The sequence below is a fragment of the Limnospira platensis NIES-39 genome (assembly GCF_026000695.1).
GTDB lineage: Bacteria > Cyanobacteriota > Cyanobacteriia > Cyanobacteriales > Microcoleaceae > Limnospira > Limnospira platensis.
In genome coordinates, this window is the sequence record NZ_AP026945.1 from 467,142 (window position 1) to 492,148 (window position 25,007).

Annotated in this window: 25 protein-coding genes and 2 pseudogenes; 8 read left to right on the forward strand and 19 right to left on the reverse strand. The window is 44.6% G+C overall.

Annotation, left to right across the window (positions count from 1 at the left end):
* Positions 1-10: 10 nt before the first annotated feature.
* On the forward strand, positions 11-346 hold the full coding sequence (locus N39L_RS02380; RefSeq protein ID WP_071941061.1) for a type II toxin-antitoxin system VapC family toxin: 336 nt from the start codon (positions 11-13) through the stop codon (positions 344-346).
* 207 nt (positions 347-553) lie between these two features.
* On the opposite strand, the gene N39L_RS02385 is transcribed toward N39L_RS02380, so the two are convergent.
* A complete protein-coding gene (locus N39L_RS02385; protein ID WP_006618656.1) occupies positions 554-970 on the reverse strand; it encodes a type II toxin-antitoxin system VapC family toxin in 417 nt (138 codons plus the stop codon).
* Positions 967-1,230: a hypothetical protein gene (locus N39L_RS02390; protein ID WP_006618657.1), complete on the reverse strand. Its 264-nt coding sequence runs from the start codon at positions 1,228-1,230 to the stop codon at positions 967-969. Before N39L_RS02390 ends, N39L_RS02385 begins: the two co-directional genes overlap by 4 nt.
* A gap of 463 nt (positions 1,231-1,693) precedes the next feature.
* On the opposite strand from N39L_RS02390, the gene N39L_RS02395 reads away from it, so the two are divergent.
* From N39L_RS02395 to N39L_RS02405, 3 genes are read left to right on the forward strand one after another with little or no spacing between them, the layout of a single operon-like run.
* Positions 1,694-2,887 (forward strand): AAA family ATPase, encoded by a 1,194-nt coding sequence (locus N39L_RS02395; protein ID WP_081471127.1) that lies wholly within the window; start codon positions 1,694-1,696, stop codon positions 2,885-2,887.
* Complete coding sequence (locus N39L_RS02400; RefSeq protein ID WP_006618659.1) at positions 2,880-3,584, forward strand: hypothetical protein; 705 nt, start codon at positions 2,880-2,882, stop codon at positions 3,582-3,584. The genes N39L_RS02395 and N39L_RS02400 overlap by 8 nt, the downstream gene beginning before the upstream one ends.
* Positions 3,585-3,638: 54 nt before the next feature.
* Positions 3,639-3,827 (forward strand): hypothetical protein, encoded by a 189-nt coding sequence (locus tag N39L_RS02405; RefSeq protein ID WP_006618660.1) that lies wholly within the window; start codon positions 3,639-3,641, stop codon positions 3,825-3,827.
* Positions 3,828-4,001: 174 nt separating this feature from the next.
* Here N39L_RS02405 and N39L_RS02410 read toward each other — a convergent pair whose 3' ends face one another.
* From N39L_RS02410 to dacB, 6 genes are all read right to left on the reverse strand, one after another.
* Positions 4,002-4,313: a hypothetical protein gene (locus N39L_RS02410; RefSeq protein WP_014274177.1), complete on the reverse strand. Its 312-nt coding sequence runs from the start codon at positions 4,311-4,313 to the stop codon at positions 4,002-4,004.
* A gap of 420 nt (positions 4,314-4,733) precedes the next feature.
* Positions 4,734-5,207 (reverse strand): sensor histidine kinase, encoded by a 474-nt coding sequence (locus tag N39L_RS02415; RefSeq protein WP_006618662.1) that lies wholly within the window; start codon positions 5,205-5,207, stop codon positions 4,734-4,736.
* Between the two features lie 139 nt (positions 5,208-5,346).
* Positions 5,347-6,720, reverse strand: a complete 1,374-nt coding sequence (locus N39L_RS02420) for a serine hydrolase domain-containing protein (RefSeq protein WP_006618663.1) — start codon at positions 6,718-6,720, stop codon at positions 5,347-5,349.
* Positions 6,721-6,968: 248 nt separating this feature from the next.
* Positions 6,969-8,783 (reverse strand): ABC-ATPase domain-containing protein, encoded by a 1,815-nt coding sequence (locus tag N39L_RS02425; RefSeq protein ID WP_006618664.1) that lies wholly within the window; start codon positions 8,781-8,783, stop codon positions 6,969-6,971.
* Between the two features lie 163 nt (positions 8,784-8,946).
* Positions 8,947-9,501: a hypothetical protein gene (locus N39L_RS02430; RefSeq protein WP_014274180.1), complete on the reverse strand. Its 555-nt coding sequence runs from the start codon at positions 9,499-9,501 to the stop codon at positions 8,947-8,949.
* Positions 9,502-9,524: 23 nt separating this feature from the next.
* The gene (gene dacB / locus N39L_RS02435) at positions 9,525-10,949 is read right to left on the reverse strand and encodes a D-alanyl-D-alanine carboxypeptidase/D-alanyl-D-alanine endopeptidase (protein ID WP_014274181.1); all 1,425 of its coding nucleotides are present in this window, start codon (positions 10,947-10,949) and stop codon (positions 9,525-9,527) included.
* A 78-nt stretch (positions 10,950-11,027) separates the two neighbouring features.
* Here dacB and N39L_RS02440 point away from each other — a divergent pair, with 78 nt between their 5' ends.
* Positions 11,028-11,813, forward strand: a complete 786-nt coding sequence (locus N39L_RS02440; RefSeq protein WP_014274182.1) for a 2-phosphosulfolactate phosphatase family protein — start codon at positions 11,028-11,030, stop codon at positions 11,811-11,813.
* A 127-nt stretch (positions 11,814-11,940) separates the two neighbouring features.
* On the opposite strand, the gene N39L_RS02445 is transcribed toward N39L_RS02440, so the two are convergent.
* Together N39L_RS02445 and glgB are read right to left on the reverse strand one after the other, a co-directional pair.
* On the reverse strand, positions 11,941-14,253 hold the full coding sequence (locus N39L_RS02445) for a GUN4 domain-containing protein (protein WP_014274183.1): 2,313 nt from the start codon (positions 14,251-14,253) through the stop codon (positions 11,941-11,943).
* Positions 14,254-14,541: 288 nt separating this feature from the next.
* On the reverse strand, positions 14,542-16,848 hold the full coding sequence (gene glgB, locus N39L_RS02450; protein ID WP_006616628.1) for a 1,4-alpha-glucan branching enzyme: 2,307 nt from the start codon (positions 16,846-16,848) through the stop codon (positions 14,542-14,544).
* A gap of 521 nt (positions 16,849-17,369) precedes the next feature.
* On the opposite strand from glgB, the gene N39L_RS02455 reads away from it, so the two are divergent.
* The 3 genes and pseudogenes from N39L_RS02455 to N39L_RS02465 all read left to right on the forward strand — a co-directional run bounded on the left by N39L_RS02455 (position 17,370) and on the right by N39L_RS02465 (position 20,273).
* Complete coding sequence (locus tag N39L_RS02455; RefSeq protein ID WP_006616629.1) at positions 17,370-17,954, forward strand: hypothetical protein; 585 nt, start codon at positions 17,370-17,372, stop codon at positions 17,952-17,954.
* A gap of 103 nt (positions 17,955-18,057) precedes the next feature.
* Positions 18,058-19,515, forward strand: a pseudogene (locus N39L_RS02460) (recombinase).
* Between the two features lie 623 nt (positions 19,516-20,138).
* Positions 20,139-20,273, forward strand: a complete 135-nt coding sequence (locus N39L_RS02465) for a hypothetical protein (RefSeq protein WP_286131422.1) — start codon at positions 20,139-20,141, stop codon at positions 20,271-20,273.
* Between the two features lie 387 nt (positions 20,274-20,660).
* Here N39L_RS02465 and N39L_RS02470 read toward each other — a convergent pair whose 3' ends face one another.
* The 9 genes and pseudogenes from N39L_RS02470 to N39L_RS02510 all read right to left on the reverse strand — a co-directional run bounded on the left by N39L_RS02470 (position 20,661) and on the right by N39L_RS02510 (position 24,925).
* Positions 20,661-21,026, reverse strand: coding sequence for a hypothetical protein (locus N39L_RS02470; protein ID WP_014274186.1), 366 nt, complete (start codon positions 21,024-21,026; stop codon positions 20,661-20,663).
* Complete coding sequence (locus N39L_RS02475) at positions 20,980-21,261, reverse strand: hypothetical protein (RefSeq protein ID WP_035736471.1); 282 nt, start codon at positions 21,259-21,261, stop codon at positions 20,980-20,982. Before N39L_RS02475 ends, N39L_RS02470 begins: the two co-directional genes overlap by 47 nt.
* A gap of 18 nt (positions 21,262-21,279) precedes the next feature.
* Positions 21,280-21,558, reverse strand: a complete 279-nt coding sequence (locus N39L_RS02480) for a hypothetical protein (RefSeq protein ID WP_231851959.1) — start codon at positions 21,556-21,558, stop codon at positions 21,280-21,282.
* A gap of 62 nt (positions 21,559-21,620) precedes the next feature.
* Positions 21,621-21,842 carry a hypothetical protein gene (locus N39L_RS02485; protein WP_006616005.1) on the reverse strand — a complete coding sequence of 74 codons (222 nt, stop codon included), beginning with the start codon at positions 21,840-21,842 and terminating at the stop codon, positions 21,621-21,623.
* Positions 21,843-21,855: 13 nt separating this feature from the next.
* A complete protein-coding gene (locus N39L_RS02490) occupies positions 21,856-23,055 on the reverse strand; it encodes a hypothetical protein (protein ID WP_014274188.1) in 1,200 nt (399 codons plus the stop codon).
* Between the two features lie 85 nt (positions 23,056-23,140).
* Positions 23,141-23,530 carry a hypothetical protein gene (locus N39L_RS02495; RefSeq protein WP_231851946.1) on the reverse strand — a complete coding sequence of 130 codons (390 nt, stop codon included), beginning with the start codon at positions 23,528-23,530 and terminating at the stop codon, positions 23,141-23,143.
* Between the two features lie 289 nt (positions 23,531-23,819).
* On the reverse strand, positions 23,820-24,185 hold the full coding sequence (locus N39L_RS02500) for a hypothetical protein (RefSeq protein ID WP_014274190.1): 366 nt from the start codon (positions 24,183-24,185) through the stop codon (positions 23,820-23,822).
* Positions 24,178-24,582: pseudogene (locus tag N39L_RS02505) on the reverse strand (DUF1064 domain-containing protein). The gene N39L_RS02500 and the pseudogene N39L_RS02505 overlap by 8 nt, the downstream one beginning before the upstream one ends.
* The gene (locus tag N39L_RS02510; RefSeq protein WP_014274192.1) at positions 24,572-24,925 is read right to left on the reverse strand and encodes a hypothetical protein; all 354 of its coding nucleotides are present in this window, start codon (positions 24,923-24,925) and stop codon (positions 24,572-24,574) included. Before N39L_RS02510 ends, N39L_RS02505 begins: the two are co-directional and overlap by 11 nt.
* Between the last annotated feature and the right edge of the window lie 82 nt (positions 24,926-25,007).

Consider the following 25,007-nt stretch of genomic DNA (forward strand, 5'->3'; position numbering starts at 1 on the left):
TTAATCTTCCATTACAGACCAACATCATGGTAAAGCCGTTGAATTAGCCACTCAACTAGAAACTCATCAAACCGGGCTAGTAACGACTGATGCTATTTTATTGGAAATTGGGAATGCCTTGTCTAAATCAAAATATAGAAGGGCAGCCATTCAACTCTTGGAATCCCTAGAAAGCGATGCGAATGTTAAAATTATCCCTTTAACTAAAGACTTATATTTGGCGGCTTTTCGGTTGTTTAAACAACGCCCTGATCAAGAATGGGGGTTAGTAGATTGTGTGTCATTTATTGTAATGCAAAATCGAGGGATAACGGACGCACTAACCGCTGATGCTCATTTTCAATAAGCAGGATTTCGAGCGTTACTCAAACTCTAGTACCTCTTTTTAGCAGCCGGGGGAGCGATCGCGCCTGAGACTCAGAAACCGGGTTACTTTCAGGGTTTCTATATCTTGACTAAGATTTGACTAGAAACCCGGTTTCTCTGCATAAGTAAGAGCGATCGCGCCTTGCGGATATATTACCTACACTCAGAAAGCTTCTGTCAGAGTCTCTTAGTTTGGGATAACTTCAAAAGCCTCTTTATCATATAGTCGATCAACATAAAAATCACTATCTAATGTAAAGATTCGCTTAATTTTTTGACTTTCTGCCACAGCCACCAGAGAAGCATCTGCTAAATCCATCGGGATATCTTGATATTTTTCCATCAAAACTTTCATCCGTTGACATTCTGCTTCATTTGCTGTATGAATATCCAAGGCTTTTCTATTGATAAACTCCCATAAAATTGCCTGTGCTGACCAACCTCGCAATTCTGATAAGAAGTACATCGCTTCCGTAAAACAAGGCCAGGTTGTTAAAAGAGAACCCGTCAGTGTTTTGTAAGTTTGAACGCCGCATTTAACATGGGCTTCTCCCTGACCTTTGTCAATCAGAGCAATGAGAGGACCAGTGTCAACTAAAATCATGGTCGTTGCAGTCCTTGTTTAGATAATTTTGTGGCAATCTGTTCGCCAAAATCAGTTGACTGAAACTGATGTAATGGTTCAGCTTGACTATCAATAGCCCCAATTAAATCGCCGATTTTTTCAGATAAAGGTTCGGCTTCAGACTGGGGCAGATCAAGTTGAGACAAAATCCAATTTTCAGGAGTTAAACCTTGTTTTTCGGCAACGGCTAAAAGAGCTTGGTAAGTGTGTTCAGATAGGGTAATGGTATGTGATGACATAATTTGACTCAGTTTGCTTGCTCCTATGTTAACACCGCTCAATGTTAATGTGTCACGGCAGATTTGGGTTATTCCCATCATTTGTGGGAGAGGTTAACACACCCTACATAGCCTTAAATATTAGCAGCCTGGGGAGCGATCGCTGCTAGTTGCGGATACCATATCGCCTGAGACTCAGAAACCGGGTTTCTTTTAGGGATTCTGCATCTTTACTAATATTTCCCTAGAAACCGGGTTTCTCGGCACAAGTAAAAGCGATCGCCTGAGCATAAAGATGAGAAATAAAACGTTGTAACTAATAGTTTTTGGGGAACACCCTCCTCTTGAAATTCAGAAAAATGCTCCTACTTCCTCAAACTCAATTAACCACCAATCATCATGGCGTCTCCCGTGGCATAATAGTTTTATTTTAACCAGTGAAGTAGGGGTTACTGCCCCATTGGGGAGGATGGAATAACATACTATGACGATGATCCGCGAGGTGAAAATCCGAGGCTTCAAGTCCATTTACTCCGCCACCCTAGAACTCGGCAGAGTGAATTGCTTCATCGGTGCTAATGGATCGGGCAAAAGTAACCTCCTAGAAGCCCTGGGAGTCTTAGGAGCCGCAGCCAATGGGGTGGTTGATGATGAAAGCCTGCTGCGTCGTGGGGTGCGGGCGGGCTTACCCAGGCTGTATAAAAGCTCCTTTGCGAGCGATCGCACTCCTGCCCATATTGCCATTGAGGTCACCGGCTCGGGTAACGAAGCGTATCGCGTTTCTTTGCTTAACCCCCTGGATTCCCCGGAACCCGCTTGGTCGTATAAAACCGAAGTCCTCAGTGACGGCTATGAGGAAATCCTTTCTGATGGAATTCGCAACAAGAAAAACCTCAACCCCAAAGCTGGTTTGGCTGCCTTGCAGTTGGTGGATATAGACCCCAAGAATCCGGCGGCTCAACTGATGCAGCGCCTCCAGGAATTTGCCATTTACTGCCCTAACACTCCCACTCTGCGTGGCATTGTCCCGGACCAACAATCGCGCCTCCCCCTGGGTGTGAGCGGTGGACTACTCGCCGAAGGGTTTGCCACCCTGCGCCAACATTTAGAGGGTAGAGGGGAAGAGGGTGAGGAGATTCTGGAGCAAGTGCTAGAGTTGATTGACTGGGTGGCTGATATCCAAACCACCAGCTATGGAACGAATCTGCTCTCACCCAAGGTGCCTCGGACTAAGCTCCTCCTGAAATTCAGCGATCGCTTTATGAACCAAAGCCGCAATGAACTCACCGCCTACGATGCCAGCGAAGGCTCACTTTATGTCATTTTGGCGGCGGTGCTGTGCCTCTTACCCCAAGCTCCCCGACTGCTGGCGATCGACAATCTGGATCAAGCCCTGAATCCCCGGCTGCTGGCACGGCTGATTTCCCGTCTTTCGGGCTGGCTTCAGGATAATGAGAGCGATCGCCAACTCCTGTTTACCGCCCATAATCCCGCCGCCCTTGATGGTCTGAATTTACTTGATTCTGAGGTGCGCCTATTTGTGGTAGAGCGCAATAGCAACGGTCAAACCTGTATCCGTCGCCTCACACTCACCCCTGAACTCACTCAACTGAACCAGCAATATCCCCTATCACGCCTCTGGGTCATGGGGCATCTAGGAGCGCTACCCAATGTCTGATCCGTTAAAAATTGCCCTAGTAGCCGAAGGGCCAACGGATTTTGAAGTGATTCAAGCTGCCCTCAAAGCCGTGTTACCCCATCCATTTATCATCACGCTCCTGCAACCGGAAGCGACTCAACCACAAATGGGAGGCGGTTGGGGCGGTGTGCTGAAATGGTGTCACGCGGCGCAACAGAGGTATAATGGCTCACTGGATACTGACCCCACTTTGAGTGGCTTTGACTTGCTGATCATTCATGTAGATGTGGATGTATCGACTTTTCAATATGACAACTGTGGAGCAGGGGTGACAGAACTAGCGCAGCAGAACAACTGGGGAACTCTCCCCTGCTCTGAGACCTGTCCTCCCGTAGCCGATACGGTGGCTGCTCTAATGAGCGTGATTCAAAGCTGGTTAGGACAAGCTACACCAGGCGATCGGACACTGTTTTGCCTGCCTGCCCAGTCCTCCGGCACTTGGTTAGCCGCAGCGGTACTCGCTCCAGGGCATACCCTCCTAGCCAAGGGCGAGTGCGATGTCAACCTAGAGAATAGACTGGCAAACCTACCCAAGGGAAAGCGCATCAAGAAAAACAAGCGAGATTACCAAGCCCATGCGCCACACATTACCCAGCATTGGACAAAAGTCAAAGGACTTTGTACCCTTGCCGCCAATTTTGAGCAGACTGTATTAACTGTAGTCCGTTCCCTGTAGTAGGGGCTTGGTGCTTTTTCTCTAGATCTGTCAAGGTGTATTTGTAGGGAAACAATGCGATCGCCTGAAAAGGGTGATCAGGCAAAACCCCTACATTCGGTCAGTCAGAAACCCTGTTTTTCTTATCAATCTGTTCGGCAAAATCAGTTGAATGAACTTGATGATGAGGTTCCATTTGACTATCGATCGCCCCAATTAAGTCTCCGATTTTTTCAGATAACGGGTCGCTATCCCCTCACCTAAACGATTACACTAATCTATCCCCGGGATAATCGTCGCGTCCCCATCGGGGAGGCTTTCGCCGATGTTCTCCGGACTGATGAAGGGCAATTGCTCCTCCAGTCGGCTGGTTTAATTCCCCTCTGGGAAATTGCTCCCCTCCATCGGCGAATCAACCTGCCACATTTCAACCGCACATCACTTTTCCTGGGAGCAAACCGCTGTGTCATCAGGACGGGTGATGGAAAAGGCATCAAATTCACCCAACTCAAATTCACCTGTGACCGTCAGTTGATCCTCTACACTGATATGGCTTGCTGTAGAGTCCCCACAAAGCTCCCAGGCATCAACCCGGACGGAGCGATCGCCTGTATTCAACCGAAAGCCATCTTCCCACACCCTCTCCACTGTTCCGGTAAAAGAATTGTCTTGTTGCGCGTGAGCATTGGATATCACACTGACAGCGATCAAACCACTTAACGTTATCAATGCCGCTTTCCATAATTTCATTGTGATCATCCTCCATTTTTTATGTTGGTTAGGGTTGAACATCAAACGCCATTCCTTCCTGACGGCGTTGCTTGAGGGCAACACCTGAAAGCAAATAACCGTTCCAGCCGGTTCAGCCTGTTTCGGTGAACTAAACTTATTGTACTTGAATCGTAAGAGAACCGTAAGAAAAGGGTAAGAAAGCTCTTACGATGCCATGTCTGGGGCTTCGCTCTGCCGTGATTCTTTTGTCTTAGGGTATTCCCACAAATAAATCATCCATATCCGATGCGATCGCACCTAACAAAACACTCTGACTCCGCGCAGGCCTGTCCTGAGCCCGCGCAGGACAGGCTTTGTCCGTGTAGCCCCAGGCTTGAGCCTGTGGGGTTTTTGGCGGTTTTATTTGTTGGAGTTCCCTTAGCCCATCTGACTAGGGTTTTAGTTGGGAAAGGTGACTGTAAAGGTTGTGCCATGACCAAGTTGGCTCTGGACTGCGATCGCCCCTTGGTGGCGGTGGACAATTTCCTGGGCGATCGCCAGTCCTAACCCCGTACCCCCCATTGTGCGAGAACGTGACTTGTCTACTCGATAAAAGCGCTCAAATAGATGGGGCAAATGCTCTGGCGAGATACCTATTCCGGTATCACCCACCCTGATCTCAATACAATGTTCTTGAACCACTGCGGTTAAATTGACCTCGCCCTGAGCGGAAGTATATTTCACCGCATTGTCCAACAGATTCAGAAACAGACGAATCAGATGGTCTGGACTACCTTGAATCTGAAGATTGGGGACGATGTGAGTTGAGAACTGAAGTTGCTGGAGATCGGCTAACGGTTGAATCTGCAACGGTTGAATCTGCTCGGCGATCGCCGCTAACAAGTCACTCAGATCAATGAGTTCTAAATGCACATCTTGATGACGCGGCTCAAGCCGAGAGAGGAGTTGAGTAGGTTGGGTGGAGTTACGAAACCCAACACCACTGTCTCTGATTAATGTTGGGTTTCACCCAACCTACAATTGAGAGACTTCGCCCCAATTTAGTAGTTGACTAGCTTGGGTCAACCTGCATGAGGTAATTTGCTAATGCTTCGTAGGCCGGTAGAGAAGTCGGGTCAAGTTTGGCATTGCTGGCAACCGGGAAAGAGGCAAACCGAGCAATGACCATATCCGCCGTAGGGTCAACATAAATAGCCTGACCATATACCCCTCTGGCCATGAATGCGCCGTGGTCATTGTGGGTAATCCACCACATACTGCGATAACTCCACCCGTCGAGTAAGGCGTGACCGCCATCAGCAAAAGCGCGGCGATCGCCCCCTTTGCGGATACTCTCAATAGCTTCTGTAGGTACAATCTGTTCATCGCCGACTTTGCCATTATTCAGCATCATTTGCCCAAAGCGAGCCAGATCTCGAAGTCCGAGACTCATGCCACCCCCGGCGAAGGGAGTGCCAATAGAATCAACAGATATGTAGGCATCGAGATCAGCGCCCAGTTTGCCCCAAACTTTCTCCGACAGCACTTCGGTCACGGGTTTTCCGGTGACGCGGCTGATTAACCAACCCAAAACATCCGTGTTGATGGTTTTATAGCCAAAGCTGACCCCATGGTTGCCCTGCTTTTGGACGGTTTGCAAAAATTCAAAATAAGTTCTCGGGCCAGTATAGTCGGCTGGTTTTGGCAGGGGATTGCCAGCGGCCGCGTGTTGCCAGATTTCCGAATCAGGATCGGCATAGTCTTCCCGGTACACGAGCCCAGTGGTCATATCCATCACCTGGCGGACTGTGGCATCGCCAAAGGCGCTCTGGGTAAGTTCCGGGATGTATTCTCCCACCAGCTTGTTTTCGTCGAGTTGCCCTTCAGATACTAAGATTTCCCCTAGGGTGGCAACAAAGGACTTGGTCATAGACATGGCTCCATGACGTTTAGCTGGGTCTAGGCAGCCAGCATAGCTTTCGTAGACGACCTTGCCATGGTGCATGACCAGCATACCGTCAGTGAAATTCGCGGCCAGGGATTCTTTCCAGGTCATGGGCTCAGTGGAACCCAACGGCATAAAGGTAACCTGGTCAATTCCCCTTATTTCAGCAGGTTCTAGGGGAGCTACCTGTGACAGTCTACGGCTAACGGCTTTGGTGGGCATCAACTGTTGGAAATTGCACACAGTCCAGCGCCACTGGGGAAATTGGGCATAGCTGCTGTCGTCAAACCTGATGATTTTATCGGCAGGCGGTGGCGCTCCCTGCATCCATCCTAGGGTTTTGGGGTCTGAGTTTTCGGCAGTCCAGGTCATGGCTTCAGCAAAGGAGTGTTGGTTATCGGTAAGGTGACGATCTGCGATCGCCGTGGTTGAAAGGTTTAAGGTTAGCAACAGGGAACAGCCACCCATAAAAAGGGTTAGCAACAATCGTTTCAAGGTCATCTTTCCAGTAGTTTCCTGACACGAGGAAGTCAATTAACTATTAGTTAAGCGTAATTCCTTAATTTATCCGATTTTGTCCGTATAAGTCGATCGCTCTGTGAGGTTTCCGCCAGTCCCCAAAGATGCGATCGCTTCCGGGTGGCGGATGCCATATCGCCTCAGAAACAAATAAACCCGGTTTCTGTGAGGGTTTCTGTATCTTCACCAAGATATCAACTAGAAACCGGGTTTCATAGTTAATGTCATGCTCACTGGTCTGATTTCACCTCCAAACTTCGTAGGCGGTTAATAGCTGCCGCCAATTCAAAACGTCGGAACATAGCTAAATCTCCCTGGGGAAAAGGACTGATGATATCCAAACCCTTTTCCTGAATATCTGCCATAATCTCATCAAGAATTTCTGGGAGAGTTTTTACCCCATCAATATATCTGTTTTTAGCGTAGACCATCGCCTCAGCGATCGCCCTTAATTGGTCTTTAGAAACCAACTGTTCCACCGCCGATAAATCCACATCCTCCGACCCAAAAGTTACCTCATCCACATCTCGCACTTTCACCCGCACATCTCGCTTTCCACGACTAGGATCAAGACTTTCGGCTAGGGGAACCCGTGGCTTAATCTTACCAAACTTTTGACCGCCTTCTGAGGTGCGACCCGTCCTATATTCAGCCGCGATCGCCTTAGCTTTTTCCGTCAATTCCACTGGCTGAAAATTATCCATAGCTATCACCCTATCAGCCACATCAAAATAATCGCCACTTCCTCCCATCACCAGAATAGTAGACACCCCATAATCATCATAAAGTTGTTTAACCTTATCAATAAAAGGCGTAATCGGTTCCTGTTCCTTCGCAATTAAAGCCTGCATTCGGCGGTCGCGAATCATAAAATTAGTCGCCGCCGTATCCTCATCTACCAGTAACACCGGAGGAGTCGGTTTTTCTCCCAAAATTAATGCTTCCAAGGCTTCCATAATATTAGCAGCTTGGGATGTACTACCACTAGCATTTTCCGTCGAAAAATCAGTAGTCGATCGCCCTTGCGGAAGCTGATTAATAAAAGGTGAAATATCCACCCCCGCCACACTGCGACCATCTTCCGCCCGCACTTTCACAGCAGCCGAGTCCGTCACCACAAATTCTCTGCCATCATCAGGAATATGGTTATAAACGCCCCTCTCAATAGCTTTAAGAAGAGTCGATTTTCCATGATATCCACCCCCTACAATTAGCGTAATTCCCCTAGGAATACCCAAGCCCCTAATCGGTCCCCCGTTGGGTCGGTTTAGTTCAACTTCTAAGGAAGGGGGAGACTGAAAAGCGATCGCATTTTCCCTCGATAATGGGCGGTCATTCACCCCACTTTGGCGCGGTAAAATGGCATCATTAGCAATAAAAGCCACCAGGGAACGATCGCCTAATTGTTGTCGCAGACTTTCCGTATCTTCCACCGTTTCCACATGACGCTGACAGGCGGCTTCGTCTAGGTTTTCGTATTTGAGAGCGCGATCAACAATAGCCGGAATATCCTCACATAACATAGCCGCCGCTTGGCGACCCAGAATATTGCGACCCCTGGCTGGGAGTCCTACAAAAAAGCGAATTTCGATGCCTTTTTCCGAGGTGGCGGCTATCGGTTTCCCCCGTTGTAGCGCCGGGTTCCCTCCTATCGTTTTCGGGGTCGGGTTAGCGACTTGGACTAGGTAGACCGAAGTCCGCGCCAGCACTTCCTGACCAACCCTGGTAATCGCAATCATACCACTTTTACCTGTACCCCGACGACTGCTAATTTCATAAGCCGCCCGGTCAAACTGTCGGGTAAGATAGTCTCTTAGCGCCACTTCTCGGATCGGGTTTTGGTATAGTTGCGGCGGAAAATTAGCGATCGCTGGTGGAATTTGCACCCGCAATTTACTGGGGGAAGCAAAGGGATCGCCCTGGACATAATCAATAATTAGAGTAAAGTCGGGAAATTGATATTCACCGGAGATATCTTTATAGGCTTTATAGCCTCGGTTGTCGAGGTCTAGTAATTTTTGATGCAGATACTGTTTACTATTCATGGGAAAAATTGACCGTTAAAATAGATATGACTTAGGCTTAAATTGGCAGTCCTAATTAATTGGGGATGGCCAGGCTGACAACCGATAGCTGTCCATTGATTAGAACAGACAGTTATGCACCTATAATATTGTAGCATATCGGGAGCCCCATATTCTCAAAGTTTTACGGGCTTTCATCGGGCTGTATATCGAGCAATTTTTCACCAATTTCTACATAGTTTTGATGCTGATAAATATAAGGAACTCTCCTAGATGAAATCTTCAGCAATACCGGAGGTGTAGGAAGTAGGTATTCGTCACTAGGTTCCCACTCATTTGTAATCGCCATCAATGCTTTAATTTCTGTCTCTAGGGTATCTGATAATTCGTTTATTTTAGCTGATTGCTTGATTAATTTTTCCCAGATAATTTGAGCTTGGGCTTGATAGATTTGAGATTGCTTCACCGACAGAGTTGCTTGCAGATTTTTAACCTTCATTACAGCCACTTTAATATCTTGGTCAATATGCTGTAAGTTAACTGGCAGGTCAGCGATCGCTTGTTGTTCTTGGCGATGAAATTCGCTGATAGCTGCCGCTGATTTATCTTCAGGAAATATCAATTTTACCTGAAAAGCTGACCGGATAAGGCGGACGGCATGATATTCAGCGATCGCCTCCTTTAATCTCTGCTGAATTCCGTGGAATTCCTGTTGAAGTTCCCCCAGACTTTTACCCATAACTTTACCTCTAATTTGATGGACTAATCACATGATTGTAAACCAGTTAAAACCACTACTATCCTATCAATAGCCTCTCGTAATTCCTGAGTCGATAAATTCGACTGATTCACTATAATAGCAAAAGCCAAAGGCGAATAACTCTCAGATTTTACATAACCCGCCAGAGAAGACATACCTCTCATAGTGCCAGTTTTTGCCCAAACCCGACCCTGTGCAGGCGTATCTTGAAAGCGTCTTTCCAGAGTGCCACTGACCCCCGCTACCGGGATAGCATCTTGATAAATTTCCCAGTGGGGAGAGTTCCACATTACCCGCAAAGTTTCCACTAAAACTTCCGGAGTAGCCAGGTTATGACGAGACAAACCAGAACCATCTCGCAGCACATATCCTGACCGACTCACCCCTAAATTATCTAGCACTTCCGCTATCATATTTAATCCCGAACTGGCCGCATCTGAACTACGTCTTTGGACTCCCAAAGTCCTGACAATTGCCTCAGCAAATACATTATTACTTTGCATATTTAAAGTCCTCACCAATTCCGACAATGGCGGTGATTCCACCCAGGCAACTTCCGGTTCCGAACCCTGAGAATAATTAGCCAGTATCCCCCGATTGACAGATATTTCCTGTTGTGATAGTATAGTTTTGAACCCATCTAAAAAGTTTTGACCGGGATTAATAACAGCCGCAAAAACATTTTCTGGTTCCGCCCCAATATGCAACTGCCCAGACACCCGAATAATCGGTTCCGTAAAAGAGCGACCAATCGCTACAAATTCCGGTTCTGTAGTGCTAACAGTCCGGGTTTGATTATCAACTTGCCAGCCGATACCTTGTTCAGGTCTAACCCAGGTCACTCTTAAAGGTTGACCCACATTTTCAGTCGGCCATAGTTTCAAATCTAGGGAATTTTGATGTAAAATCAGGCTATTAACCGGGGCTCCATAACCCGCTTGCACATCTTCCCATTCCCAGTTAGGGTTGACAGTCATCCCCGGAAAATATCCGTCCTTAGCCACCAACGTATCAATTTGGGAAATGCCACGATCGCGCAATTGTTGGGCTAAACTTTCCAATTCAGTATTAGTAATCGTAGGGTCGCCTCTTCCCACAATATAAACATTGCCATTGCCACTACTATAAACAGAAGTACGGATGCGAAAATCCGGCCCTAGTGTTTCCATACTCGCTACAGTAGTTAACAGTTTAATAGTCGAGGCGGGGAGAAAAAAACGCTCCGAGTCCAGACTATATAAGACTTGGCCAGAGTCTAGGGACTCAATCAGAATTCCCCAGCGGGAACGAGAAAATTTGGGGTCAAGGGCGATCGCATTAATTTCAGCTTCAAGTACCGCTGGACATATAGACCTAGGTTCGATCGCCATAACTGGCCCTGAGAAACTAAGCAGAGTCGAAATGAGAGCGATCGCAATTGATTTCATAGTCCTTATCTTGGAAAATTGCAGCAAAGATGTGGAAATATATAAACTGTCAGTATTAATTTAATACATATAACTGTCGTGAAAATTTTTGTTTACCATACCCCCGAATTAACTCCTACAGACAGCATTCCCGATTGTGCGATCGTCGTTGATGTACTCCGGGCCACCACCACCATAGCCACAGCCCTCAACGCCGGTGCCGAAGCAGTGCAAGTCTTCAGCGATATCGATGAACTCATGGAAGTTAGCGAAAAATGGCCCGCCGACAAACGCCTACGAGTTGGAGAAAGGGGCGGGCAAAAAGTCCCAGGTTGCGACCTAGGTAATTCTCCCCTCAACTGTACCCCAGAAGTAGTTGAAGGTAAACGACTCTTTATGACCACCACTAACGGGACCCGCGCCCTCCAGACAGTTCAGAATGCCCCCGTAGTCATCACATCAGCTTTAGTCAATCGCCGAACCGTCGTAGAATATCTAATGACCACCAAACCAGAAACCATCTGGATAGTCGCATCAGGTTGGGAAGGTAGCTTTTCCCTAGAAGACACAGCCTGTGCCGGGGCCATTATTCATAGCTTGTGTTCAGAAATGGGTTATCCCATAGATCACCTAGGGGGCAATGATGAAGTTTTTGGTGCTGTAGCCCTTTATTACCAGTGGCAAAATCAACTATATAAACTCATGAATACCGCCAGCCATGGTCAACGTCTAGTACGTCTGGAATCCTACGACGACCTGAAATATTGCGCTGACACAGACATTGTAACTGTCCTGCCCATCCAAAGCCAACCTGGGGTCTTAATTAAATCCCAAATGAAAATGCAGAGTCTTCAATATTGGATAGAACAACCCCTCGCCTTTTGATAACTCATCCCGTTACCGCCACTATAGGATCTTAACGGGAGATTCATAAACTCCATGGGTTTGATTAGGAATGGGTTTGATCAACAAATATATCCCCCTTCCATGCTACCCATTGGAGTTAGTCATATCACAATGACCACCAAAGTTTGATAGTGTTGTCACCACTGCCACTAGCCAGCGTTTGACCATCTTGGCTAAATGCCACAGAATTAACCGGGTCAGAATGTCCAGTCAGCGTGTGTCGCAGCTTACCTGTCCTCACATCCCAAAGTTTGATAGTGTTGTCAAGACTCCCACTAGCCAGAGTTTGACCATCCCGGCTGAATGCTACAGACCAAACCCAGCCATAATGTCCAGTTAGCGTGTGTCGGAGCTGGCCTGTTCTCACATCCCAAAGTTTGACAGTCTTGTCAAAACTGGCACTAGCCAGGGTTTTACCATCCCGGCTGAATGCTACAGACCTAACCCAGTCAGAATGTCCAGTCAGCGTCTCGCGTAGCTTACCTGTCTTCACCTCCCACAGTTTAATAGTCTTGTCAGAACTCCCACTAGCCAGAGTTTGACCATCCCGGCTGAATGCCACAGAATAAACCCTGTCAGAATGCCCAGTCAGAGTGTGGCGAACCTTACCTGTCCTCACATCCCACAGTTTGATAGTCTTGTCAAAACTCCCACTAGCCAGAGTGTGACCATCCCGACTGAATGCCACAGACCTAACCCAGTCAGGATGTCCAGTCAGCGTCTCGCGTAGCTTACCTGTCGTCACATCCCAAAGTTTGATAGTATTGTCCCCACTCCCACTACATAGGGTTTGACCATCCCGGCTGAATGCCACAGAACTAACCCAGTCAGAATGTCCAGTCAGCGTCTCGCGTAGCTTACCTGTCGTCACATCCCAAAGTTTGATAGTCTTGTCAGAACTCCCACTAGCCAGGGTTTGATTATCCGGGCTGAATGCTACGGAATAAACCGAGTTAGAATGCCCCATGAGAGTTTTTTGTAGACAAGAATTGTTAGGGGGAAAAACAGGACGGACAGTATTTATAACTTGTGGAACAGAGAGTTGACAACCATCCACACGAGATAAAAGATGTCCTACCCATCCACCACCCACATTTCCAATACTCCATGAACCAACAACACCCAAAGGAAGGTGTCCTTCTGGTGCAGTAATATCAAAAATAATATCTTTCCAACCCAACCAATTTTGGGATTTTTTCCATCCTACCCTTTCTCCAAAAGATTCCCAAATTGTTGAGTTACACTCTTTGGTTCCCCCCAAACTTTTATAGATGCGTTGCTGCACAGAAAAACCAAAGCGCCCATGGCTATATTTGAGCCATAATTGGTCAATAGTGCGGAGGTCTTTACAGGGAAATTTCTCAGTAGTTGTACTATCTAACCAACCTTTGTCTTCCCGCTTACCCACAACTAAGATAACGCGCCTTGTTTCCTCGTCTGCTTCTTTCCACTTCCCCCCAGCGAGTAAGTCACGCAACCTTCTGTAGTCCATCCCCACGGCGGACTTTAATTCCCCCCCTTCCCCTACAGGCTTAGGAGGAAGAGGCGGACTAACAACATTCATCACCTCTTCCACAGACTGATAACGGTGTTTTGGTATAGGATTTGCTAACTTATCCAAAATATTACCCAATTCATCACTGACAACATTCCCATTCAATGAATCTCGCCACACCCATTTTCCATTCATCGGGTCATATAAATCAAAGGGGCTAACTCCTGTTAATAAATGCAGACAAGTTACCCCTAAACTATATAAATCACTCATAAATACAGCTTTCCCCATAGACTGCTCCGGGGCGCAATATTCCGCCGAACCGATAATTGTTCCAGTAGCTGTGCGCTGCTGTTGTTGGACGACCTTAGCTGCCCCAAAATCTACTAAAAATAACTTATTATCACTACGGCGGCGAATGATATTCTCTGGTTTAATATCTCTGTGAATTACCTGCTGACCATGAACAAACTTTAAGATTTTCAACAGTCCTATTAATAATCCTCTCACCTGGGTTGGTGAAAAAAAACCGTTTTGATCTAACTCAGATTTTAGGGTTTCCCCTTCGACAAACTCCTGAACCAAATATTGACGATTATCTGTGGTGAAATAAGCCATTAATTCGGGAATTTGGGGATGTTTGCCCAGTTGTTCTAAACGTTGTGCTTCTTGTGCAAATAATTGAGAAGCCTTTTCGGTACTGTCTGTTCCTTGAGCTTGGGGGAGGAATTGCTTAATTACACAATAGGGTTTTGAGGGTTTATCTTCGTCAATAGCCAGAAATGTCCGACCAAAACCGCCTTGTCCTAAAATTGACTGGGGCGCATACCTTTCTCGCAGGAGTAACTTGTTACCGCACTTTTGGCAAAATTGGGAAGTATCAAGGTTAGGCTGGAGACAGTCGGGGTTGAGACATTGACGCATAGGTTCATACTAGAGACTGTTTCTTTATGGATAATAAAAACTTTCTGGCTATGATATCATAAATAAGGATTCATGAACTACTCTCCTTTTTTCTGGTGGGAGAAATAATTGAGCAATTTTTGAACTCCCCTGTCCCGGTATGGGAAAGGAGTTGGGGGTGAGGGTTGAGAGTATGGTTGAGCAGGAAAGACAGACCGACGCACTGGTTGATATTTGATGACCAAAAACTGAAAACCCGGCTTCGGCAAAGAAACCAGGTTTTCTGTTGTCACAATGTCTTAATTAGACTTATTCACCATCATCAGTTTCCGACTGCTGAAAAGCCTTAGCAGTTTTCTCTTTATCCAACTTGAGAATCAGCACGCCGAGAGGAGGCAGACACAAATCAAGGGATTGGGGATAATTATGGAACCACCACTCATCAGTCCATTTTCCGCCCAAATTACCCATATTGCTGCCGCCGTATTCGCCAGAATCGCTATTAAACAATTCCGTATAGAAACCGACTTCGGGAACGCCGACGCGGTAATGGCTATGGGGTTGGGGGGTGAAATTACAAACCACCACTACGAACTCATCGGTATCTTTAGAGCGGCGGATAAAAGAGACCACGCTATGGCGATTATCGGTACAATCAACCCACTGGAACCCGGCTTCCGCAAAATCCTGGTCATAGAGGGCGGGTTCACTGCGGTAGAGAGTATTTATATCTTTAAAAAAGCGCTGAATCCCTTTGTGTGCATCAAACTGCAACATTTCCCATTCCAAGGTTCCCCAAGCATTCCACTCCTTCCATTGAGCAAACTCCATCCCCATAAAGATAGTTTTCTTACCAGGGTGAGCAAACATATAGGTAAATAAAGCCCGGACATTAGCAAATTTTTGCCAATCATCCCCTGGCATTTTACCGAGGATATTGCTTTTACCATGTACGACCTCATCATGGGACAAGGCTAACATGAAATTCTCGCTGTGGTGATACCACATACTAAAGGTAATGTTATTTTGGTGGAACTGGCGGAACCAGGGGTCCATGTGGAAATAATCCAACATATCGTGCATCCAACCCATGTTCCACTTGAGGTTAAAGCCTAAGCCACCGACATAGGTAGGCCAGGAAACCATTGGCCAGGAAGTGGATTCTTCAGCAATGGAGAGGATACCAGGGAAGTAGCTAAAAATGACATGGTTAGTCTGGCGAATGAAGTCAGCAGCTTCGATATTTTCGCACCCGCCATAATCGTTAGCGACCCATTCCCCATCTTCGCGACAATAGTTGAGGTAAAGCATGGAAGCGACAGCATCAACGCGAATGCCATCGATGTGATACTTCTCAAACCAGAACAGAGCATTAGCTACCAGGAAGTTACGGACTTCATTGCGGGAGTAATTAAATACTAGGGTTCCCCATCCTTTGTGTTCACCTTTGCGGGGGTCTCCGTGTTCGTAAAGGTGGGTTCCGTCAAAGAATGCTAACCCGTGACCGTCTTTGGGGAAGTGACCAGGTACCCAGTCCACGATTATCCCAATACCGTTTTGGTGACACTTATCTACGAAGTACATAAAATCTTCGGGGGTGCCAAATCGGGAAGTGGGAGCATAGTAGCCTGTAACCTGATAACCCCAGGAGCCATCAAAGGGGTGTTCGGCAACTGGTAGAATTTCGATATGGGTAAAACCTAGTTCTTTGACGTAGGGAATCATTTGATCGGCCATTTCCCGATAGGTAAAGAACCGACTACCAGGATCAAGTTCTACGGCTTGGACTGGAGGCTCAACGGTTCCATCGGGTAATGTGTGGGGTTCAGAAAAGGGAGCGCGATTCCAAGAACCTAGGTGACATTCATAAACGGAGACGGGGTGGTCGAGGGGGTCGGTGTTCCGCCGCTTTTCCATCCATTCGTCATCGTTCCACTTGTAGTTATTTAACTCAGCTACAATTGAAGCGGTTTTGGGTCGGACTTCCTGTTGGAAGCCGTAGGGGTCGGATTTTTCGTAAATGTGACCCTCGAAGTTTTTGATTTCGTATTTGTAGGCTTCTCCTGCGCCAATTTCAGGAATAAAGAGTTCCCAGACTCCGTTACCAAATTTCCGCATTTGGTGTTTGCGACCATCCCAGTGGTTAAAGTTCCCCAGAATTGAGACGTTGCGAGCGTTGGGAGCCCAAACGGCAAAGTAGACGCCATCCACGCCATTTAGGTTCATGGGGTGAGCGCCGAGTTTTTCGTAAATACGATGGTGATTACCTTCGGTGAATAGGTGAATATCAAAATCGGTTAATTTGGGGGAACGGAAAGCATAGGGGTCGTGGGTGACGCGCTCGTGTTCTCCTTCCTTGAAGCGCAGTTTATAGTTTTTCAGTTCGGGAATATCAATAACACACTCGAAGAAGTGGGGGTTATGAACGGAGTACATGGGGTACTCTTTCCGTTCTTCGGGTAGTACAACCCATGCTGCATCAGCGGTGGGGAGATAGGCTCGCACGGCCCATAGGCTTTTTCCATCTTTCTCAATTTGATGGGGGCCTAGGACTTCAAAGGGGTCGTGGTGATGGTTCCAAACAATCTTGTCAATCTGATCTAATGCTATGGTCATGGATATCAAACGCTCTACAACAAAAAGATTACTAGAGTTAACACTCCCACAAATTCAATTTAATGGGATTTCTTCGACTGCCAGCACAGAAACGCGGTTCTGAACCTACAGTCCCTAGATCGAAAAAGGCATTTAGGCTATGGGGTAGCCAGCCAGCTTTCGGTGTGTGTTCTGGAGGCAGCACACAACCACATTGGTCAACTGTAAGCTAGATCATCGGTTCCAATCAGCCTTAATTCCTCGATCGCCAATTGGCTAATTGCTCGGTGAATTTGAGCCGCGATCGCGTCCTAGGAGTTTCCGCCTAAGTATTGCCGTTACAGAATCGGGCATTTGGATTAGGGGCTAATTTAACACAAGTATACAAAGTTGGGTGAAACTTGGGACATTTATCGGCCAAAATTCATGGTTCAAGATACACCAGAGCATATCATCTGTGGTACAATAACCCTAATGTTTTTGTGGTTGCCTGAAAGGTCTGAGCAAAACTAACTAACTAACATTGTGATCAGGTGTAAGTGATGACTGTTGCCTTTAAACCCCGCCGCCCCAGTAAACGGGTCGAGGTGAATCCTTTTGTACAGGTCCGAAAGTCTCACAATGTGATTCCTCTCGATCGCATTCGTCAGAACCGGATGGTCAAACCGACTCCCTACTCCCGGGAGGAATCTCCCATTAGGACGATAGAGGCTAAAACTACAACAGTGGTGGAAGTGCTGCCTAGGCGGCAGGAACTACCGCTATGGTTGAAGGGCTTAATTACGGTGAAACAAATATCATCGGTGGCAGCCTGTGTGTTGATGGGAGGTGCTATGACTTTCTATGGGCTGAAGGTTTATGGGGAGTCTCGCTGGACAGGAGAATATCCGAGACTAGAACATCTGCGACAACAAGAGCAACAACTGCGGCTGGCTAAGGAAATACTCAAACATACTATTGTAGAATCAGCTCAAGATCCTGATGCGGGTTTGGAAATTCCTACGCCAGATAATATTATATATGTACAACCGGCAGAGCCGCGTCCGGCTACGGGGCGAGAACTTTCCTCGATTGTCAATCCTCCCTGGTCTTCGCCACCTCAAACAAATCAGCCTTTGGCTTATTAGCGATCGCTAGATGGTTGTTAAGCGTCTATATAGCCTACAACCCCTATTCTACCGTTACTTAGGTGTTACTCAAAGCCATAACAGAGTAACAAGTGAGTAAAAAATGAGTAACGCTACTGATACCCCTACAGTAGGGGGAAAGGGCAACTACGATGAGAGTTACGCTAGATTCTTGAAAGCCTATCAAGACTTTCAAGGGGAATGTCCCAAAGGAGTGACACTCAAACTACAAAAGTCCGGGGCTAGGTACAATCTACTATTGCAGTTTAAGCAACCACCTACCGGAAAACGACTACCCAAAACGGCTAACCTTGAGTGTACTCCAGAAGGGGTGATAGACGGCGTTAGGAAAGCTAAGTTGGTATCATAAGCCCTAGGGACTATCACTAGCGCTAGTGAATTTTGGGATTGGTACGATGCGACTATCTTAGGAAAGAACCAGATTGAGGATAATCTGATAACTTACCGGGACATCTTTAAACAAATTGAGGATGAGTATTTTGCGGGGTACAACCGCAACACAGGAAGGAAACGTTCCCGCGATATCGCTAGCGACTTAGCATCTTACGAGTCTACTAAAGGGACATATTTCAAGTTGTTTCCTAATTGGGATGAATATCCTAGCTGGGAGAGTTTCAAGGCTATGCTATATATTCCCTTGCAGAATGGAGAACAATTAGTAGGCTCCAAAACCTTCAGGGAACGTTACTACATCTTAAAAGCCATAGCTGAGAAATCACCTAACAAAGACCATTTACTCAAACAGCTTGAACCTATTAACGCCAAACAAACACAATTCAGAAAGAAACAACGGATAGCTGTTGATGTATTTAAGGATTGGTGGCTTAATACTAAACAGGAAGCCTATAACATTAAAAACCCTCAACATCAATTAACAAGGCATAATTGGTTATGGGTGACTGGTATGGCGGTAATGTACGGGTTAAGACCTACTGAGATAGCCGCCGCCGTTAATCTAACTAAGCCATTTGTAACGGATGATGGTATCACTATCAAAGCACTATCAGACCCTGATAATCAAGACAATTACTTGGTATTAGGAGATTACACTTACTTTACTGACTCAGAAGGTCGAAAAGTGAGTATCAAAACAGGGGGAAGGATTGTAGCTCCAATTCCCAGCCCTGAAATGTTTGAGTTTCTGGAATTGAAAAAACCTTTATTGCCTCAATACACCCCTAAAAAAGGCAGTAAACCCAAAAGCATAGTTACAGGCTTTGAGACAACGTTTAGTCAACGACTTCAATTCATGAAATGCCCGGTAACCCAAAAATATGCTTTTCGTAGGCTGTACAACCTGTTAGGTGAAAAGTATGGACTACCTATCGAGTTGAGAGCGAGACTTATGGGTCATAGCACAATCGTTAATGCTAATGACTATACAACAGAAGGCATTGACGCTACCTTAGAAGTTCTCGATGGATGCTCTAAGTTACCTATACCATTGGATGTAGCCATAGAACGGTTAACAGCGTTAGGGTTTGATGTTGACACTCCAGAAGCTAAGGCATTTCTCAGAGTTATCTATCAGATAGATTAATCTAATCGTCAACCTTTCATAAATTAACACCCCTAGACTAAACCCCTAGGGGTTATTTTATGGCTACAAATTGATGGATCCTGTTATGGCTTTGAGTAACACCTAAGTAACGGTAGAATAGGGGTTGTAGGCTATATAGACGCTTTGATTGCGCCACAACGTGTTAACTATAAACCCTTATCCTAACAGCGATAGCGGGTTATTACTCAACCCAATAACTATGCCTAGTTACTCAAATGTTACTCACAATCTAGTCCTAGCATAGGAAAATAATTCTGTCAATAGGTTGATTACTCAGTCAATAAGCACAACTTAATCAATCTGTCAAATGCCTACTATCTCCCCCTAACCAAACACCGATAGGGTAACTCTCTCGTGATAGCAGTCAATGGCAAGCCTATCGGTTCGTTCCTCACCATTGACTGCTATCACATCGGTCGTTTCCCCAATAGTGCTTGTTTCGGTTAGGGGGAGGGTATGGGTTCAATTTTGCAGGGTATTACCTAAAGCTACCAGTGCTAATAATAGGACGGTAATGAGTGCGATCGCAGTGGGATTTATCTATGGCTCAAAGTCAACACGATAGCCGTAGGTAGCCGTAGGGGGAACCCACTAGGTTATCAATGTACAACGATACTCCTATCAATGTACAAAGATATCAGACCGCCTACCTGGTTCCCTGTGGGAGTCAGATTATTGGTGAAATATTGAGGAGCCTACTCACTACCAACAAAATGCGATCGCATAATCACGACTAACCTGGCTATGACATACTGAAGCGATACCCCCAAACAACTTTTCAACTGGTAACTTGTTTCGTCATCTCTCGCTGATACCTACATAATCCTAGAGAATTGATTCCCCATCGAAACCGATACCTACATACCGCTAGACAAGTCTCCAATTTATAGGGGTACTGAGTTCCGCACAGGATGATTACCCCTAATAGACGGGTTAAGGTTTTGGCTTAGGGTGTTTATTGTGGGTAAACTAGGGGTGGGTTCATATAAACTTCCAATAGACTACTGGCAATAGACTACTGGCAAAAAATACAAACAACCCCTATCATGATAGGACACGATAAGGGTTAAGGTTGTTATTGAGTTAGGGTTAGCTGTTAGGTGTTAGGTGTTAGGGTTTAGGGTTTAGCTGTTACTCATTCTGCACTTAGTAATCATAGCTAACGCTACGTCTGTTAGCTTGTCTACAATGAGTTGGTCAGATTTCCCTATGTAGATGTGATGATTGACGCTACCATCCCACCCTTTGAGGTTCCAGTAGGTAAAACCATTAATTGAGAGTTTTTTGCAAGCTGTAAATCGTTTACCATTAACCTCTACTGAAAAAGATTTATGGGTTTCTAGGTATTTAAACCATTCTAAAGAACCTACTTCGATACAGATATTACCATGACCTACCAGAAACCCTTTGTAAGACCCTGTTAGTGTGACTACTGGGAGTAGCTTAGGCATGAAAATCACCTCCCAGTAGGATATCGCTGTTATAACCATTAAGGTTACATTCAGGTGATATTACGTCTGAATCGAATCGAGTAATAATTGGATACTGAGATTCTACCCATTTCTCGTGTACTGCCAGAAAGTCAATAGCGTAATTATGAGCAATTTCTGCTATCGTGATTCTATCCTCACGAGTTGCTGTTAAATTATTGCCAGCTAATCTGACAAAAATCTCCCTAGCCATTTCTGCAATAACCATCATTTTTTCTTGTTCAAACTCATTCATGGCTTTATTTCCTATTGATTAATTGAACTTGTGATCATCATTATCGGGGTGATTTTGATTATTGTTGTGTTCTGTAATTTTTGCATCAAGCAAGGCTTCAATACCTTTGAGTAACTCGATTTCCGTGTTTAAAAAATGCCTGTGGATTTGAATAAATTCGACAATTTCGTCGAATTGTTCAGATGTGATAGCAAGTTCTACTAAGTCAAGTAATCCTACAACGTTAGGATTTAATCGATTACTCATGTAGCTATATTCTACTACGTTTAATCCGGGTGTACTTAATTTGATTGACATGGATTTATCCTTTGATAGTGGTTAAGTTGTGATAGTTTAACGTCATTTCGGAAGGGTTTAAATTATTCAATTTTGGTTAGTAAATGCTTAATATAATTAAGCTGTTTTAGGAGTAATTGTTCCTTTGCGACTGCCAGGGAATACTCGGTTTGACAATCATTCATTATTGTTATCAAAGTATCCTTAGCGTCTTGTTTGGTAGCATTGTAAATCGTGGTGTCTACCATTTGTTTAAACGTTTTAAACCTTGTTTGAGTAATAGCGTCAATGTTATTTTGAGTCATTTTAATTCCCTCCTTAAATAATTTGTTTCCAAACGTTTTTGCCGTTTTGATTAATCATTGAATAGCCCCTGCTTTTCATTAGATTAGTCAACTCTGAAACATTAACGCGACTATCAAGATATCCATCTGTTTTAGCTCTCTCAATGGCTTCTTTTAACGCTTTCGGGTCGATATCAGTTACAACCTCGGTTAACTCAGGACATCCCGCGTTAATTGCCTGGTTGTTTTGTTTCATTTTTGCCTCAATACTTTGGCTTATAAAGCTGTCTAAAAATTGTTCAGTACCCGATGATATTGTCAAAACCTTTTCATTTATTAACTCCCAGTAATCATTAAATTGTTTAATTGACTCTATCAAAGGTGATTCATATATTAATGAATGTGTCGCGATAATCTCTAATGACAACCTACAATTGGTGATATCTTTTTTATGTTTCTGTAACAGTTTCTTAGCTTTACTGTATTGATTGCAGTTATCGAGATTTCGCCAGAAAATCTCTAATTGAGATGATAGCTTGTCTAGCGTTATATCCTCAATATCGCTTAATTCGTTTAATTCAAAATGATTCCCTCTATATTCCTCTGATGTCATAGTCTCTCGTTTTTTAAACCATATAGGAAACATCCGTCTTTTGAGTTCGTTTAACTCCCAAAATGTCCACAATGGATGTATTGAATTAATCACCTTTAAAGCGAAAGCATTAAAAATCATGTTAGTTCCCGGTGTCTGACTACTGATGGTTATTCGGCTATTTTTGCGGTTTAACACCTTGAAAAGCGATAACATATTCTCATTTTCAATTAATAAGCTAGGGGTGATATCTTCCCATACCAATATAAAATTTTTCTCAAATTCACATTGAAGGGGGTCATAAAATCGTTCATGTTGTATCTTGTTTCTCAGTGAAGCGAAAGTGCTATTAGCAAGCACCGAGGTTGTCTTGTATAGTTCAGATGCTACGGTAGCTATCTGTGACTTTCCAGTACCGCTAGACCCCCAAAGGAACAGGATGCCAGCTGTACTCATAAGGGTTACTGGAGACGCTATAAACGAGGCGATAATTGGAAACTGAATATCAGGATATGGTAGAACACAGACAGCCCGTAAAACAGACTCTAATTGCTCACCCAGGTTGCCTTCTGTGATTATTTCTTCTAGTTCAGATGACATCTGACTTCTAATTAGTCTATAATCAATATAGTCCTCAGACATGGTAGTAACCTCTTATCGCTCTTGACTTGTTGACATGGTATGGTGGTTATTCCCCCCTAAATATTTAGGGGGGATTTATTTGTGACTACATTAATCGCAGTAATTCAATTAATGCAATTAATACATTAGAATCAAGTTGTTTAACCTTGTTATAAAGACTCTCAAAGCTAGGGTCACAATCCAAAACCTTAGCCCCTTCTGTTAACCTTTCCTCGAAGGTTTTGTATTTTGCCTTTCCATTAAATCCTGCTTTATTTTTAGTTTTGGATTCAATGAAAGCGTCAATATCTCCGATTGAGTAAGTAGCGAAAGATTGATTGAATGGATTAATACATTCAATTTCTAAGATATTAGAAATATCAGAGTTTAAATTATCGTCTCCGATATTTCCCTCTAATATCCTGTCAGAAGGTCTGACTGATGATTGACTTAGATTTATTGTTGCTGTAAACATCACAGAACCGTCTGTAAGCATTGAGTCACTTTCGACTATTTTAAGCAATGCGAGTTCTGGAGATGTAGGGGTGTATTCTCGTTTTTTGCCGTTATATTCAGTCTCGTATTTTTCAATACAAAACCGTACAGCAATTAATTATTTATCACCTTTGGAATAACTCCAATCCCTATCATTGAAGTTAGAAAAATCCCCTGATACACCTTTCCCGAATATCCATAAATGAGGTGACTTAATTCGGAATTATGCATAATCAACAATTAGAAAGGTTGCCGTTTCACCGGGCTTAACTGCACTGCAATAACTAAATTTATCGTCCTGTTTTTTGCCGTAATATCCGATACTCATGATTAATTATCCTTTGATGATTGATTATGACGTTTGAAATTTTTTTGCATACCTCCCAAAATTGAGGGTTACCAACAATTGATACTCGTAGGCTGCCTTCATTTGTCAACCTTGCTGTAGCGTGACCTCTGTAGTCCCCCCTAGGGCTATAACAACCCATATAGGAATAAGCTAAATCAAGGATTTCCTGGGTTTTATGTTCCTTTATAGGGGTTAGTATCCGGTAGGCTATTTGAGTGGTTTCTGACTCAAATAGGTGTGGGTTATAGGTGGTGTTTATTAACTCACCGTCAATGGAAAATAACCCCTTGTAGTGCAGTTTATTCATTGTTTACCCTTGGAATCTCTAAGTTTTTCCAAAGCCCCTTAAACTCGTCGATATTGATAAATGAGATGCCTTGCCATCGGTAGGATGTCCCCCTTATAACAAACCAACACTGATTGACTAAACCAGGATTAAGGTACTGCAATAACTGCATTTTTAGCTTAAATGAATCAGTTAATACTCCCTTAACTTCGATGTAACGATTAAAGAACGGACTCTAAAAATCTGGAATCCAGGTGATATTTTTCCAAGGTTTTGCATGTTCAATTAATGTCATTTTAGGGTGAACAATTAATTGATTATCATGTTTTCGTAGAAGGTGATAAACCCTACATTCAAATGCACTTGAAAAATAATAGCTGTCTATTTTTTGTCCTCTAGCATTGTATTTATTTCTCATCTTTTGGGTGCACTCCGAAACTTCCGCTAGGGTTATCAATTTCTTTGTCTAAGCCATTTTCCGCCGCATAGATGCTGTATTCTTCTCTGTAATACTCAAGTGCATCCTCCATTAATTCCTCAAGTTTTTCGGGGTTTAATGGTATTAATTTTTTAATGATTTTACCTAAAAAATAAGCGATAAAATCCTTATCAAACTTAACTAAAGTTGATGGCCACGTTATTCCTGACTTTCCACTGGAAATTGGAACTTTGATATATAGGGAATGACCGATATACATCAAGGGGGTTAACGCGATGTTTCGTAGGTTAAGCCTAACCTCGGACCAATGACGTGGTATCATGCTATAATTTCCTGATGCTTGTTGACTGCCACCTGGGTATTATTCATTTTCAGGACTGTATTTTCAGTCCTGAAAACAGATA